Consider the following 15,351-nt stretch of genomic DNA (forward strand, 5'->3'; position numbering starts at 1 on the left):
CTCCTCCGGAGACACGACGCGCGTTCCTACGGAACGCCAACCGATGCCGTCCGCCTTCGGCGGACCGGGCCTACGGCCCTCGGCGAGTGGTCACCTTCGGTGACCACTCCGGGCCTTCGGCCCGGGGCCGGCCTCCGGCCGTCCCTGGGCTGGCTACGAGGTGGGGAGGTGCGGTTTCTGGTGAAATCGCTGGTCGTAGGGGGTTTCTGAGGGGTGGTGTGATGGTCTTGGTGCTCGATGAGCTTTAGGCCGGCCACCCCGGGCCCTCCCGGTGCCTGGGGGTTCCTTACAGTATGCATCCATCCGGACCCCGGTGACAAGAAGGCGGTGACTGATGCTTCGTCAGTACAACAGCCTCAGAGGCCCGCCAGATTGGTCTACACCACAGGTATGAGAGTTAGGGCTTGAAGCCCTCTATCTGCTTCTCGATCAGCAAGCGCGTTACATTTGCGGCCTCCTTCGGAATATCCGCCAGAACGATGACCGGGTATGAGGCTATGGTTCCCCACATCCACCCCATAAACGCAGCTGTTAGCAGACTCCCCACCGCTGCGCAGAAAGACAGGCGAACCAGCGGTCCACGTCTTCCCTCAGCCCCGCGAGGAGAGCAATTCTGCTGTTCAGTTGGGTTCATTCCTCGAATTTCTCCACTCCTGAAGTGCATCGCCGTCACGAAATGGGAGTGGCCCGGCAGAAATGCCGGTCCACTCCCATTTCGTCGCGCTATGCGTTGATGCCGATGGACCCGACGTATGCGTAAGCCGCATATTCGGAGTCGAGGTCTGAGATCACGTCATCCCAGATCTCATCAAGAGTAGCCAGGTCTCCTGATGCCCATGCGTTAACCGCATCATCCCAGATGTAGCGGGCGGTGACCGTCCTCTGAGAGATGACGCGCTTCCGCTTTTCCGGCACCGCTGACTGGTCGACCGGGTGGATTTCGATACGCCGGCCCCGGCCCTCGTTGTCGAGGAGCCGCTTGAGTGCTCCCGACCGGATCAGGTTCGCCCGACGCCGCTCCCAGTACGCGGCGTCGACCGCCGCCAGCTTGGCCCGGCTGGGAGCGCGTCCGGTAGCCCAGGCACGGCGCAGGCGGTCGGAGACGCCCTGCTCGGCGAGGGCGCGGTGGCCGGCTGGGCTGTCGAGGTAGCGCAGGCGTGCGCACAGGCCGCGCGAGCTGGTCACGGGTGAGGCGATGCCGCCCTCGCGGGCGATGCGTTCGATCTCCTCCCCGAGTGCCTGTGCGCCTTTCCGGCCCTGTGCGTGGTACTTGCCGAAGTCTGTCCACAGGTCGCTTGCGCCGCTCACTCATTCCCTCCCAGCGTGTAAATGTTCTTCGCCTTTACCTGACTGAGTCCGCGGCCCTCGGGAAAGACCTCCCGCCAGTTGCCGGACACGTGCAGTTCGTCGGTACCACTCATCTGCACGACGGTGAGACCAGCCTTATGCGCCTTGTGTGCTTTCAGCCACAGGTTCACAAATGCCTGACTGCGGATGATGTGCATCCAGTCCGGCCGCCGGATTTCCCGGTTCGCTGCGCTCTCACCAATGGTGGAGACGAACTTAGAATACATCGACTTGACGTATTCCGTGGTCACTTCGTCGTTATTAGCGATTGCCTCATCCCTGACCGTGACAAGGGCGCGACGCATCTTCTCCAGAAGCCCTTCGGAGGCTCCGGAAGTCCATGACTCCATGATCTTCGGCGGGGTGCAGAGGCCCATTTCGGCGCACCGAATCAGGGCCCTAAGGGTGGGTTCGGTGATCCAGAGGGGACCTGGCTCCTGTCGCGACCCCAGCGGGGAGGGCAGGTCCGGGGTGGTCCACTCGCCCGGGTCGACCAGGTGCACGCCGGACCGCTTCGGGTCGTGGTGGTCGCCCTCGGAGTGCGCGGAGTGCGTCAGCTTCCCGATCGGCAGCCAGGTCTTCAACGCCGCCAGGTACGCCGCGTTCATGTCCAGGGCGGTCACGTCCACGGTGATGTGGCCTGCGCGGGCGGCGCGGTGCAGGTCGGCCGAGCGCCACTTCGGCCGGCCCTCCCAGACCGCATCGGACCCTTTCTGACGGCGCTTCTGAAGGATGTCGGCGGTGGGAGGGAACTCGCTGTGCTCGTACCGGCCGCCGACGCGGGAGGCGGCGAACAGTTCCATCACGTCGGGGACGGCGCGCTTGATCAGCGCGGCCTGTGCGGCGTCGGCGTCGCCCCTCGCCTCGGTGAGGGCGGCGGCGACGCGGTCGCGGATGAGGTCGGGCAGCGGCCCGGCCGGGGCAGCACGGCGGGGGGTGCGTGGCGCCGAGCTGGGCGCGGCGGCGGCCGGGGCGGGCGCGGGGGCGGTCTCGGCCGGTGCGGGGGTGGCAGTGGGGGCCGCACGGCGGGGCGCCGGTGGCGCGGGGGGCGGTGGTGCCAGGGGCATGACGGTCTGGGTGTCGACGGTGGGGCGGCGGGTGGCGGGCAAGCAGCCTGCGGCGTGGGTGGGGCCGGCCAGGAGGTCGAGGGTGGGCATGCCCCAGTGGGCGGCGAGCCGGTCACAGTCGGTCAGGGTCCAGGCGGATTTGCCGGACTGACGGCGGCTGAGCTGAGGCTGTGTAAGGCCGATGGCGGCGGCTACGTCGGGCTGTCGCTGGCGGGTGAGCTGCATGAGGGCGGCGACAGTGAGGCGCAAGGTCTCCTCGGTACTCATGGTCATGGGTACACTCTAGCCTGCGCATGCATTATTCGCATGAAGAATGCATGCATGTCGCTTTCTTGTCTCCATCACCCCCGCCCCCGCACGTCAGCTCGGCGGTGGGAGCGGCACAGTCGCCGCGTACGGGCCTAACGGAGCGCACCCTCTCGATCCGGGCGCTCGCCAGAGGGGCCGTCAGGCGCTGTGCCGTGCCTCGTCATTGGCACGGGCGGCGGCCTAAGCGGCACGACGGTGTTGGGTCAGGGGTGTCGAGGACCTGCGCCTCTCGCAGCTCCTCACCAGCTCGGTCGTGCGGGTCTCCGCGAGGGTGCCGCCGTCGCCGCCCGTCGCCATCCACTCCACGGTCCCAGTGGACGGTCACGGTCACCTGGTGCTCGCCGGGCCGCTCGTACCGGTGCCCGCAGTCCGGGTACATCGCCTTGCCATGATCGGCGGCGTACCGGGGGCCGGGGCCGTGGCAAGTGACCGTGATGCCGTCGCTCATGTCCCAGACGAGGCGCTCCACGCGGGCCGTTGCGGTCACCGTCACCGACCCGGCCGACGCGGACGCCGACACCGGACCCATCCGGGATTGGCCCCGCTCCACCCACAACCACATCGGCATCCCGACCACGTACGTCCCCTCAGACCGGGGCGAGGCCACCTTGGGCGGGCGCAGCGTCATCGAGTCGACCGCCTGGCGGGCCAGGATCTCCGGGTCGATGGTGACGACGTCGTCAGCGCCGTCAGCGCGCCATACGACGCTGACACGCGAGGACTCGAACATCCGCGCCCCCTCTGATCACGACCACGCCACCCTATCCACCCCTGCACGCCAGGTGACCAGGCCTCTCCCCCGCTTACGCGGAGAGAGATGCCGCCGCCGGGGACCGACTTGCCCATGAGGACTCACCTGAACCGACAGGCGATGCCTGGGTCGAGGCCGTCCCACCTCCGGCCCCCCGCCGGGCCCCCGACCTGCTAATGGCTCCAGACCCAGCAACGCGGCTGGCCGCTCCTACACCCTCACCAACAAAGCCTCACCACCAGCGGACCTCGTCAGCATGTCTCCAAGCCTGTGCCGGCCCCACAGTCGCTCGTCCAACCAGCCTCGGTCGAAACTTCGGCACCGATCGGGCCGAACAGCCCCTGCTCGGCGCTGCGATGAGTGATACTGATGGGAAGGTCCGACGTGCCCGCACTAGGTTGCACGGAGGCCAACGAGCAAAGAAAGGCGGAACGGAAAAGGTTAATGAACCGGCTTAAGGGTTTCATTTGCAGCCTTTTTGTTAGCTGCGCTACATAGCTGGAGCCTGCCCAAAAAGCCGGAAGAACCTTTTCCGCAGAATCCGCCACACGAAACATCGAAAGCACCCCACGAGACCAAAGAACTGGTCTTCCCGGGGTCTGACAGGCCTGCCGTAAAACACCACCGGCCCGCCCTACGGCGACGCCGGCCCTCGGCATGCCCTCACGCCACGGCACACCTGTGCCGCCTCTCCTCGTCCCAGCCGTCCCCGCACGGCTCGTTCAGGCATGAGGCGGCCCAGCCGTCACGTGCTGGAAGGGCATCCACGCGATGAACTCGTCCTCCGTCACCGGCCTTCTGGCCGGACTCCCCGCCGTCCTCGCCGGCGCCCTGGGTGGTGCACCCTGGTGGGCCATCGGAGTGATCGTCATGGCGGCATACCTCGCCGTCCCCCTCACCAGCCTGATCCTCGAACATTCACGACAACGGAAAGGGACACTCGTCGACGAAAAATTCGCAGCCACTCTCGACCAGATAAACGATCCAGAAATAAAATCCAAGCCATCAACAACTACCTGCACGCCAAAGCCCTCGCCACTACCCCCCAACCACCACCCGCCCCGCCACCAGGAGCACTACCACCCACCAACCCTGACAGCAGCAGCCAATCACCAGAACCTGCATAGACGATAAGGAACAACCTTTTACGCTGGCTTCATGACCGAGGCCGATCTGTCTACCAGCCGATGAGACTGCCGCGGTGGCCGTCCGACTCGGCGGGCCACCGTAGCGGTGGTGGCCCTCCAATGTTGCGTCTGAACGGCCAAACGGGAGCTGCCGTGCAGGCCACACTGCGTCACCTGGACGAACAAGGGGAAGCTCGCCGGGTACCAGCACTGCTCGCGCGTATTCGGCGAGGCGAGCAGGCGGCGTACATCCGGCGGCCGCTGGCGAGCCGACCGACGCCTCCCGGGCCTGGTCGGCGACGTGGACAGTTACTTCTCGGCGGCCGCCCGCGCGACCCGGGTAGCGCGGGCGGCTCTCGGAGCCTTCGAGGAGTTGCACGGGGCCACGTACGAACGGCTGCACTGTTGTCCCGCGTCCTCCAAAGCACGATGGCGTTGAGGGAGCAGGCCGAGCGTGCTGAGCTGGTCCCCAATCCCGTCGCGGTGCGCCTGGGGGATGGTGGCGCATTCGCCGTGGCACACGCCCCGGGCCTGCTGCGGCGACCCGGTAGGTGTCGTCCTACCCCGCACCTGCTCCGCCAGCTGCTCCTCGACGCGCGGGTCGGACCAGCGATGCGGAGGCGTGGGAGGAGCGCGCTGAGCAGCCGACGCGTTGGTCAGACACTGACCGTGCGCAGTAAGTGATCAGCGTCTTCCGGGTCGCCCAGCTGCCCAGCTCCAGCCAGGAGCCGTCTGCAAAGGCGAGCCTGACGGTGGCGAACCCGCGCGGCTGGCCAGTGCCACCCTCGATCCGGGCGTGGTCGAGAGTGAACTCCGTGACCACCTGAAAGCGGGAAATGCTTGCAGCCGCCGGTTCGGCCCCGTGGGGACGACCCGGCGGCTGGAGGGGGACACGGTTGCCCACAGCAGCCGGGGGCGGCTCGCCGGGCGCCCTGGCCGATGCGCCGACCTATTTGCCAGATTTGAGCGCCGACCAGGTGGTCGGGCCGACCACGCCGTCCGCGGCGAGACCGCGCGACTTCTGGTAAGCGATGACTGCGGCCTTGCTGGCGGCGCCCAGCTTGCCGTCGACATCGAGCGACCTGCCCAGGGTGGCGTTGAGGCCGCGCTGCAGGTACTCGACCTCCGTGCCGATCGACCCCTCGCGTAGCTTGGTGCCCTTGGCCGGTGCGGTGAGCAGGGCGCCCCACGTCTTCGGGCCCACCACCCCGTCGACCCCCGTGCCGATCTTCTTCTGGAACGCCTTCACCGCCGCGAGCGTCTTCGCGCCGAAGACTCCGTCCTTCTCCACACTGTGCCCGGCCGTGACCAGGTGTGTCTGCAAGCTCTTCACCGCATCGCCGCGGTCGCCCTCACGCAGCTTCGGGTACGCGTCCACCACACCGCCCCCGCCCGGCAGGCCGGGGAACGAGTAGGAGATGGTCTTGCCCTGCGACACGGCCGATCCGCAGCGGAAGTTGTTCAGGAGCGAAGAGTCGCGTATCACCACGTCATTGCGCTCGACCTGGAAGTGCAGGTGTGGCCCGGTGGAATGTCCGGTGCTGCCGATGGTGCCGATCACCTGGCCCTTCTTGACTTTCTGGCCGGTGGAGACAGCGCGCGAGTTCAGGTGCAGGTACCTGGTCTCCCAGCCGCCCGCGTGGTCGATGACCACCCGGTTGCCCGGGCTGGCCGCCCTGTCCGACTGCCGGACGGTCCCGTCTGCGGATGCCTTCACCGAGGCGCCGGTCGGGCCGGCGATGTCGAAACCGTCGTGCGAGTTTCCGGAGCGGCAGTAGCCGTTGGGCGACCCGGTGATGGTGCCGCTGGCGGGAACGATCATGGCGCCCTGCTCGGCCGCCGCCGTCCCCCCAGCCAGCGCCACGCCGCCCGTGGCCAGCACGGCCACGGTGACGAGCCCGGACGCGGCTCGGACCGCGGCGAATCTTGCCGGCCGGAAGCCCCTTCGCATGACCTGACGTCTCATCATGTACCTTTCCTTATTTGGTAGTTCGCATGGTCGACGCGCGTAGAGGAGCGTAGCTCCCGACGGCCCGGCTGGGGACTCCTCTGCACCGCCGGGTTATCGGGCCGGCACCGGTCCCGGCCGGGGGATCGGCCGCTGGGTACTGCCGCCCCACGGGTGGCCAGTACCGCCGTGCCCTGGGCCCGGCGGCGTCCTGGATCTGTTGGGTGCGGGCCTGCTTCGTCTGCTGAATCTCGGCGCCGACCCGGCGCAAACACGAACGACATCGCTCCCCAACAGCCGTCGGCATCGACGGGCGCACCGGGCGTGACGAGCTGGCTGCGGGGTCGTTGGTATCCCCGTGAAGATCACCTTGATGCGTACAGCCGCCCCGTCATCCTGGCCGACGCCCTCCCCCTGACCGTTCGCACCGCAGAGGCCGTCGAGGCGCAGGAGAGTGCCCCGAGGTGTTGCCGCAGGAAGTCGTGCCCGCCGAGGCCGTCACCGCGCCCGAGGTCGGGCCCCGGTGCGCCATCACCGGCGGCACCTGGTTCTCGTACTACGACGAGGCCACCGTCGACGGGGCTCGCAGCCTGGACATCGACCACACGGTGCCCCTGGCCGAAGCTCGGGACTCCGACGCCCCCTGGTCGCCGTCACCCGCCCACACCCGGGTGGGCCCTGTTCGAACTACCGGCCCGTATCACTGGCCATCACGACATCGAAGCCTTCAAGGCCGTCCTCGGCATCGCCGAACGGCTGCTGGCCCGTCAGGCCATGACCATCTGCGAGGAAACCTCAAGCGCTTCTGATCCCACACTACCTGCCGGCCTGGGACGTCCGGGCAGCGTCAGGTGAGGCAGAGAGCTCGAAGGTCACCGCCCCGCGTGACGAAGTACAAGACCCCGTCGGTGACCGTTGGGGTCCCTTGGAGATCGGCGTCCCATAGCGCGTCTTGGTACCGTACCGACAGCGGTTTGCCGGTATCGATGTTCCAAGCGTGCAGTTGGCCGGTCCGGTCGGCAGCCCAGACCATGTCGCCCACCGGGTAGGGCGTGCTGACGAATGCCCCTTTGCCGGAGCCGGCCTTCGGCCAGGCTGGTTCGCCGGTCCGCGTGTGAAGAGCGGTGATGCGTCCAGGGGTGTGGCTGGCGACGAAAACCCGGTCCTGGGCGATGACGGGCGGCGCCGTGACGCGCGTGCCGACACGCACGGTCCAGTTCCTAGTGCCCGTGGCGGCGTCGATCGCCTGGACGGTGCCGTCTTGGGCGGTGATGTAGACCGTGTCGCCCGCCGCGACGGGCGCGGTGACCAGTGCGTCGGACAGAGAGTGATCCCAGCGTGGGATGCCGCTGCCGGTGTCGAGTGCAGTGAGGCGGTATCCGGCGGCTGCGTGATGTACGAGGTAGATGGCCTGCTCCGTGGCCGTCCACTGCTCGATGCTGGGCATGGTGACTGGTCGCGGCCAGCGTGGCGTGCCGGTGTCGGTGTCCAGGGCTAGCACCTGGCCGGGCCCGGTGACGGGCGGCTGCGCAGCTGCTTCGAGGACGGCGACGAGCGTGCTGCCGGCTATCTGGACGGGCGCGGTGACCAGGTTGTCGGTCGATGTTGTCCACAGGCGGGTTCTGGAGGCGGTGTCGGTTGCGTGGAGGCGGCCGCGGGTGTCGGGGGCGTACAGGGTGCCGCGGTCGTAGACGGCGAGCCCGTCGACGATCTGTCCGGGCAGCAGTGACTTCTTGTTGCCGGTCCGCAGGTCGCGCGGGAGCGGGTACCGGTCCTTGTCCGCGATGTAGACCGCTCCCCCACCAATGACGGGGCGTCCGCGGTACGCGGTGTGCTTGGTCCACAGGGTGGTGCCGGTCAGTGCGTCGAAGGCGGACATCTGGTAGCCGTGGCGGACGACAACGGTGCCCTCGCAGACCTGGGGCTGTTCGGCTTGGGGTAGCAGGCGCTGTTTCGGCAGCCATAGTTCACGTGGCGGCCGGGGGTGTGCCGCAGGACGGCGTCGCGAGGCGCCGGCCTTAGAAGGCTTGCTCGAGGCCGTCGCGACGGTGTCGGCGGGCTCGTGGACGGGGGTGATGTCGTCGCGGAGGCTGGGGAGGCCCTGGAGGTCGGCGAGGAGCGTCTGCCGGGTCACTGTGGCGCCGGCGGGCGCGTATGTGCCTGCTTTTTCGACCAGCCTGGAGAAGAGGGCGTCGCCTTCGGCGGCGGTCCCGGACGGTGTCAGGTGCTGCAGGCGGCCGACCGCGTGGGAGCGGTCTTCCTTCTGCGTTCCTTCCAGGCGCAGTTCCACCAGGGACAGTCGGGAAAGCAGGCGCCACGTCGCCTCCGCATGGCTGGCGCCGCCGTCGGGCACACCCTGCTGGAGGGCTGCGGCGACCAGGGCGTCGAGCTGGTCCAGGCGTCCCAGGACGGCTCGGCTGGGGCGTCCGGGTTCGCTCATGCGGGCGCGGAAGTGCGGGTTGCTGCCCGCGGCGGCCGCGGCGAGGGCCAGTTCGGCGAGCTGGTGTGCGGGGACGCTGGCGGAGGCGACGGCGAGTGCGAGGCTCCAACGGCGGCTTTGGAGCAGGGGCCAGCGGGCCGCGACCGTGGTCAGGTAGGAGCTGACGAGGCGGACAGAGTCGCTGTCGGCGGCGGTGAGCTTGGGGCGGCGGCGTACGCCGATCGAAAGGCTGTGCCGCGCCCCGCTGGGGGCGAGTCCGGTGACATGAATGTCGTCTACGTCGTCGACGGCCTTCGCCTGGAAGCGGATGTCGGTCGGCGTGATGTGGTCGCCCAGGACCGGTACCGGGGTCTCGGTGAGCAGGTGAGACAGCAGCACGGCCCCGTGCAGGTGCTCCAGCACGGTCCCCCCGCCACCGGTCGAGTAAGGGGTGGCTCCCCGGATCGTTGTCCTGCCGCTCATTGCCTCACCTGTGCGTTGCGAAGTTCAGGCAGCATACCGAGCCACGTGGGCACCGAGTCCGGCATCGCGCGGGGCCCTGGGAGAGGTAGGCCGGGCCCGTGGCAGGAATCAGCCGGATGTCAACGCCGATGCTCTGCTGTGACGCCGAGGTAATGGGCGTGCTGGGCGTGGGTGAGGCGCTGTCCGGACCACCCCCCGCAGAAGGAGCAGGCCGTACCGTTCCACTCCCAGAAGCTGCCAAGGCTCACCAGCTCGCCCAGCGTCATCCGCTCGGTGTACTTGCCAAGCGGCCTCGCGTGCTGGCAGACATCGCCGACACCGTGGGAACGCCCCCGGCCGCGGCCGGTGAGGTTAGAGCCATAGACCCAGACGTCGGCCAGTGGCCCCAGTGCCGCGGGGTCGTCCAGGAAGGGACGGGCGGTGAAGCGGCGGGCCGGGAAGGTGACCGCGTCGGTCCACGCCGTGTGCAGTCCGAAGTGAACGCCCTTGATCTGGGCGGCGAGTTCGCGCAGATCGGTGTCGCTCGTGGCCCGCTCTGCTGCTGCCATGGCGATCGTGCGGTCGTTGCTGCTCCAGCCGGTGCCGGTGCAGCTTACGCGTAGGTCGGTGAGCGTGGCAGCGCCAGACAGTCCGTCCGCGGGCGCAGGCGTGTCCTGGCGGGTGGCCGGGTCGGGTGCAGGATGCGGAGCAGCTGCAGGTGGGGTCGCCTGCGCGGCGGTGGCCGGCACGGGATCTGGTGAGGTATCAGCGGATGCGAGGCGGTGGGTCTGGTAGGCCGCCGACAGTGCTTCCAGGTCGGCACGGCGTTCCTCGAGCCGCTCGCCAGGCTCCATGAGTGCGGTGTCCAGCAGCCAGACCCCGTGCTGGAAACGGTGGAACCCGATGGTCTCCCACAGGGCGGTGATCTTCCTCGTGGCTTCGTCGCGGTATGCCTCGGTCGCCTCGTCCCGGTTGTCGGGGTACTCGGACATGCCCGGGTAGGCGGCGACGGCGCAGCATCCGCCGGACAGGCGGCGGATGGCCTCGGCGGCGCAGTACGGGCCTAGCCCGAAGCCGCGCCACGTCTTGTCGAGGCGGACGCGGTCCAAGATGAGGAGGTCGCCGAACGACTCGATAGTCTCGTCGAAGGCGTCGTTGTAGTCGTGGCCGTTGTCGGCGAGAACGGCGCTGGCGATGGTCTCCAGGTCGCCGGAGTGGGCGTCGGCTACTGCCCATCGGTTATTCCCGGTGTAGGTGCGCAGCCGGTACAGGATGATCTCGCCGATCTCGCTACCCGGCTCCGGTGCCGAGGCTGCGGGCGCGCCGTCACCGTCTGCGTCTTCGGCCAGCTCGTCGTCCCACTCGTCGTCGGTGGACAGTCCGTAGGTGACCTGGACGCGCCAGCACTCCAAGGTGTCCTCGTAGTCCCACGGCTGGGCCGGGTGTCCGTGGCTGTAGAAGAAGTGGAGTCGGGACGGATCGCCGGGCAGTTCTGCCGCGGGCCGGATCGAGGCAAGACTCATACCCGGCAGGCTACGCGCCAGGTATGACAGAGCATCGGCGCAGACCAGGCGCAGGGGCCGCTGTGGGCAGGCTGGGACAGGTCCAGGCTTGTCCTGGTCCGCTGGAGGGTGAGGTGACGCGTCGACCGACATGGGGCCCCTTGTCGCGGGGACACCCGGCCCGAGCGCGGGAGAACAAGGGCAGCCGTGGAGCACCTGGACTGCTGTCGCGGTACCTCCTCCACGTTGGGGCCGCCTGAACTCGCGAGCCAGCCTCAAAGTCGCTTCCCCGCAACGCCCTGACCTGTACTAATTCCCGACCGCGGCATACCGGTCTGCGCGAGTATGTCCGGGCGGTTCGTCACCAGTATCACAAGAATTCTGCACAGGGCATCAGCCCCTACCGCCTGGTCAGCCCCCGTATTCCACTGACACTGCGATGACGAAGCTCATCGTCCGTCAACGCGGCCGCGTCGCATACCGCCAACACCGCACCACCGGTGTCAAGTACCACTCCCGCGAATGCACCCGCGCCCAGGCCTAACGCGAACTGCGCCGATGCCGCAAGCAAGAGGCCAGCAACGCCGAAGGCGCCTTCTGCCCGGACAGGGGCGTATGGGCCAGGTCAGCTGCTGGACGACCGCTCGCCACGGAGGACCCCGCGCCCACTTCGTAGCGGCCGCAGATGCCCGCTGGCAGTAGCTGCGGCGTGGTGGTTTGACCAACCCCCTGCCCGAGGCGTTTCATCGGTCCTGGGCCCGCGGGTGCCCGGCCGCGCGAGGGAGCAGCCCCGTTGATCCCTCGCCCAGGACCGGCCAGAAGCCCGCTCTCATCCGTTTCATCATCGTCTTGAGCCGTCGCCCTGACCGCCGGCCGTACGGGGCCGGTTCGGCGTGGAGAGACCGCGATGCGTACACCGAAGTCCCTGGACCGTACCGCCGACCGGCGCCGCAGCACTGGTGAGTTGCACCAGGCCCTCGCCCCGCTCCTCCCGGACGACGACAGCGTGCTCCTCATCCCGGCCGCCCGCCGTGAGGAGCAGGCGCGGCTGGAGGCGGAGATCTTCCTGGGGCTCCGCGCGGTTGGCGGCCTGTCCGCGCACCCGCTCGGTATCGTCCGCCTGCGCCCAGAGATTGACCGGCTCACCATCAGGGTGACCGACACGCCATATGTGGTCATGTGCTGGGCGGACCTTCTCCTCCCCCGCTCCTCCGGCGAACCCTCCGGCGATCCCCGCGACCTCATCTCGGGCGTCCCCGGCCTCCGGTACCACCGCGGCCACGGCGGCATCCATCTTTACCGGCCGGGCATGCCCACCCGGATCACCCTCACCGGGTTCCCCGCACGCTGGTGGGACCGCATCACCGACCGGATGCACCGCGACTACGACGGCTACCTTCTCCAGTCGCACCCCGAATGGACCCGGGACGAACGGGCCGCTTACAACGCTGACTCCGGCTGGCCCTTCCCGCCCGGCCCGGTCTTCTCGCCTCTGTTGCGCCGGATCCGGGCAACGGCCGGCCCCGGGGCGGTGAACTCCACCGACGCCTGGAGTTCGGACGGTGGCTACCGGATGGAGGCCACCGACGGGCCGCCCTGCCCTGAGCTGATCCGGCTCCTCGGTGACGGCCCCACGGGGGCGGGCTGGCAGGTCACCCACAAGCGTTGCACCTGCCGGTGCGACCACGAGCACGACAGCTGCACCGTGGACTTCCTCGACCCGGCCACGGGGATCGCCGTCCGCTACGGCAACGGCCGCTGGGGCCGCACCGCCGACAAGGCCTACGAGCTGCGCATGGCTGAACTGAACGCCAAGGCCTTCGAGTGAGTAAGGCTAAGGAGATCAGCCCGACGGGAGCGCGGCGTCGGGTCACAGCATGCCGTCCTCGCAGGCCGCGGCGTAGCCCACTGGGTAACTCTCCCCCGGCCGGGTTCTGGGAGGATCCGGGGATGTTCGTCAACGAGGCCCCAGAGGCTGACATCACCGACGCCCCTTGGTGGCACGAGGTGTACCGGCGGGGCCTGCGCAAACCCAACGACCTGGTCGAGGAGGTCTGTCCACCGGGTCGAGCACGGAATGCACGACCCGGTGAACTCGCCGGAGATGGTCGGCGCGGCAGAGGAAGCCACCCGGCCGGTGGTGACGGCACTGTCGAGCCCGTGGTCGCTCTACACTCCGCAGGACGCCGCGACCGCCGCAGTGGGCCTCTTCGTCCAGCTGGACACCAAGCAGAGGCCCTGCAGGAGCTCGGGCGCGCGGCCGGACGGATCGCCGAGCGCGGTGAGACGCCCCTGGCGGCACTCCAGTCGGTGTCCCAGCAGGTTCGGGCCCTGGTCGTCCATCACGCGCCCGGCACCGTGCGCGCTGGACGCCGCACCGCCCTCTCCCCCCATTCCAGCTGACGTCCACGCGACGGCGGTGGCCGTCGCCGAGCAGCACACCGACTTTGTGACGCCGAACCGGTGCCACAAGGTCGGTGCGTTCGAGGACCCCGAGGACGGCTTCGGGTACGGCATCACGCTCCACACCGCCGAGGAGGAGTACACCTTCTACCGGGGCAACTGGGCGTGGTCGCTCGCCAAGGACTCGGACGGCCGCGACCTTGGTGACGGCTCTACGGTCTGCGACGCACACGAGACCCTGAGCGTCTGCCTCTAGACCGCCCACCCGCAGCTAGCCGACAGCGTCCTGCAGATCATCACGAACGATCAGCCGGAGCTGGCCGATTTCGCCGGCGGGCCGCGCAGCGTCCCCACCGGTGGATTGGGAACCGGACTCATCGACCGGGGCGGCGTATACGGCCGTCCAGTCGACTGCTGCCCGTTAAACAGCGCAGCCTGGCCGCTGTGCGGGGGAAAACAGGGGCGGGCGAGGCGGAAAGTCCTCCAGCAACAGCGGCCGGGGCGGTGTTCTCAGCCGTCGCGTCGCCGTCGAAACGCGGGGCACCCAGGCGTGCGTGTACTTCGGGCGCCGAGGTGCAGTAGTTCGTGCGATGCTCCCTTCTGCAAGGCACCGTTGCACGGCCTCGTCGGCCGCGGGACGGGCCCGGTGACGTCCGGGCCGGTCCGGGGGGGGCGGCTGCCCCGCGCTGTCGGTCAGGCAGGAGCAGCGGTGGGTTCGGGATCCGTAGCGGCCCGGGCGCCCGGCACGGACTGGGTGAGCCAGGTGACGGCCTCATCGGTCAGGTGCTTTAGCTGGTCGAAGGCCCGTGGCATCCGTGGCCGATGCCAGGGAGTGTGTCCCCACTGCTGTTCCAGGGTCCAGGGGGGACCGCTGCGCTGGGCTTCTACGAGGAAGCAGACGTCCTGGTCCAGGACGGCCTCCAGGACAATGCGCCGTCCTTGGTGGAGCCCGGTGGCCATCCAAAGGGCTCCTCCGTCGGGGACGAAGCCGTCCTCGCTGTTGGGGGTCCAGTTGTAGTCTCCGAGGGTGGAATCGCCGCTCTCGTGATCGATACCTTCGCTCCAGGCGCTCGCGTCGCCGGTCAGTGCCTCGGCGATGCGGCGGATGCAGGGCAGCATCATGGCCCGGGTGGCTTCGACATCGCGGCGGTGACGGTCCGGAAGGTCCGGGCCCCATCCTCTGCCGATGCGCCGGGGGCCCTTTAGGGGTGTGAAGCGGGCTGCATCGGAGGCGTGGCGGTCGAGCCAGGCGCGCAGTTCGGCGTGGAAGTCGGCCATGGCCAGCCGGTCACGGGCCTGGAACTGGGTCGCAGCCTCCAGAATGTGCCCCAGGGCGAGTGTGGCGTTGCCGCCGCCGAGGGCCCACAGGCTGAATTCCTCAGAGTCGACGCGGTGCGTCCCGTCCGGCGGGTAGGGGCCCCGGCTCTGATGGGCAAGGACGAAGAAGGTCTTGGCGAGGGCGTAGACGTCGGCCCGCTCACCTCGGTCGCGGCTGTCGGCGCTGCGCATCTCAGGGGCCATGAAGTTGGCGGGCCCGATCCTCTCCCCCGCCCGGGTCAGGCCGGCGGGGCTCTTGGCGAAGGCCGCAATCCCGAAGTCGGCCAGCACCGGCGCGTGGTGGTACCAAAAGAGGTTGGCAGGCTTGATGTCCCGGTGGTACGTGCCGTCCTTGGCCAGCGCGGCAAGCGTCTGGGCCACAGTGGCGACGGAGGCGACGACGTCCAGCACGGTCGAGGTGTTGTCGAACGCCTTCTCCAGCAGCTGGGCACGGGGCATGGCATACCAGCAAGGCTTGTTGCCATGGGCATCGTCGATGTCCCAGACAGGGAGGATGCCAGGGGTGCCGTTCATCTGGTGCATGTAGAGCGCTTCCTGGTGGAAGCGCTGGCGCCGTGCCCCACTGACGTTGGAGGGGAGGTGCTTGACGATGCCGGCACGGCCGCTGCTCACCTCGGCCGCCTTGCGCACGAAGAACTTCGGGCCCGGAACGAGTGCTCCATGGTCCCGCCACCGCGG

9 protein-coding genes and 1 pseudogene are annotated in these 15,351 nt (G+C 68.8%); 3 read left to right on the forward strand and 7 right to left on the reverse strand.

Annotated features, from left to right (window positions below; genetic code table 11):
* Positions 1 to 723 precede the first annotated feature (723 nt).
* The 4 genes from ABEA77_RS24825 to ABEA77_RS24840 form a co-directional block, all read right to left on the reverse strand.
* Positions 724 to 1,308 (reverse strand): hypothetical protein, encoded by a 585-nt coding sequence (locus ABEA77_RS24825; protein WP_345651751.1) that lies wholly within the window; start codon positions 1,306 to 1,308, stop codon positions 724 to 726.
* A complete protein-coding gene (locus tag ABEA77_RS24830; protein WP_345651754.1) occupies positions 1,305 to 2,687 on the reverse strand; it encodes an acyltransferase in 1,383 nt (460 codons plus the stop codon). The genes ABEA77_RS24825 and ABEA77_RS24830 overlap by 4 nt, the downstream gene beginning before the upstream one ends.
* Before the next feature lie 196 nt (positions 2,688 to 2,883).
* Entirely contained in the window at positions 2,884 to 3,453 is a 570-nt protein-coding gene (locus ABEA77_RS24835) for an ATP/GTP-binding protein (protein WP_345651757.1), read from the reverse strand.
* 2,097 nt (positions 3,454 to 5,550) lie between these two features.
* A complete protein-coding gene (locus tag ABEA77_RS24840; RefSeq protein ID WP_345651760.1) occupies positions 5,551 to 6,570 on the reverse strand; it encodes a peptidoglycan DD-metalloendopeptidase family protein in 1,020 nt (339 codons plus the stop codon).
* A 455-nt stretch (positions 6,571 to 7,025) separates the two neighbouring features.
* Here ABEA77_RS24840 and ABEA77_RS24845 point away from each other — a divergent pair.
* Positions 7,026 to 7,202: pseudogene (locus ABEA77_RS24845) on the forward strand (HNH endonuclease); the annotation flags it as partial.
* Between the two features lie 194 nt (positions 7,203 to 7,396).
* Here ABEA77_RS24845 and ABEA77_RS24850 read toward each other — a convergent pair.
* Positions 7,397 to 9,451 (reverse strand): outer membrane protein assembly factor BamB family protein, encoded by a 2,055-nt coding sequence (locus ABEA77_RS24850; protein WP_345651762.1) that lies wholly within the window; start codon positions 9,449 to 9,451, stop codon positions 7,397 to 7,399.
* Between the two features lie 119 nt (positions 9,452 to 9,570).
* A complete protein-coding gene (locus ABEA77_RS24855; protein WP_345651764.1) occupies positions 9,571 to 10,953 on the reverse strand; it encodes a hypothetical protein in 1,383 nt (460 codons plus the stop codon).
* 886 nt (positions 10,954 to 11,839) lie between these two features.
* Between ABEA77_RS24855 and ABEA77_RS24860 the strand changes: the two genes are divergently transcribed.
* Positions 11,840 to 12,760: a hypothetical protein gene (locus tag ABEA77_RS24860; RefSeq protein WP_345651767.1), complete on the forward strand. Its 921-nt coding sequence runs from the start codon at positions 11,840 to 11,842 to the stop codon at positions 12,758 to 12,760.
* A 261-nt stretch (positions 12,761 to 13,021) separates the two neighbouring features.
* Positions 13,022 to 13,591, forward strand: coding sequence for a hypothetical protein (locus ABEA77_RS24865; RefSeq protein ID WP_345651770.1), 570 nt, complete (start codon positions 13,022 to 13,024; stop codon positions 13,589 to 13,591).
* Between the two features lie 437 nt (positions 13,592 to 14,028).
* Here ABEA77_RS24865 and ABEA77_RS24870 read toward each other — a convergent pair whose 3' ends face one another.
* The gene (locus ABEA77_RS24870; RefSeq protein ID WP_345651773.1) at positions 14,029 to 15,303 is read right to left on the reverse strand and encodes a protein kinase domain-containing protein; all 1,275 of its coding nucleotides are present in this window, start codon (positions 15,301 to 15,303) and stop codon (positions 14,029 to 14,031) included.
* Positions 15,304 to 15,351: the final 48 nt, after the last annotated feature.

It is taken from the genome of Streptomyces tremellae, assembly GCF_039540215.1.
GTDB lineage: Bacteria > Actinomycetota > Actinomycetes > Streptomycetales > Streptomycetaceae > Streptomyces > Streptomyces tremellae.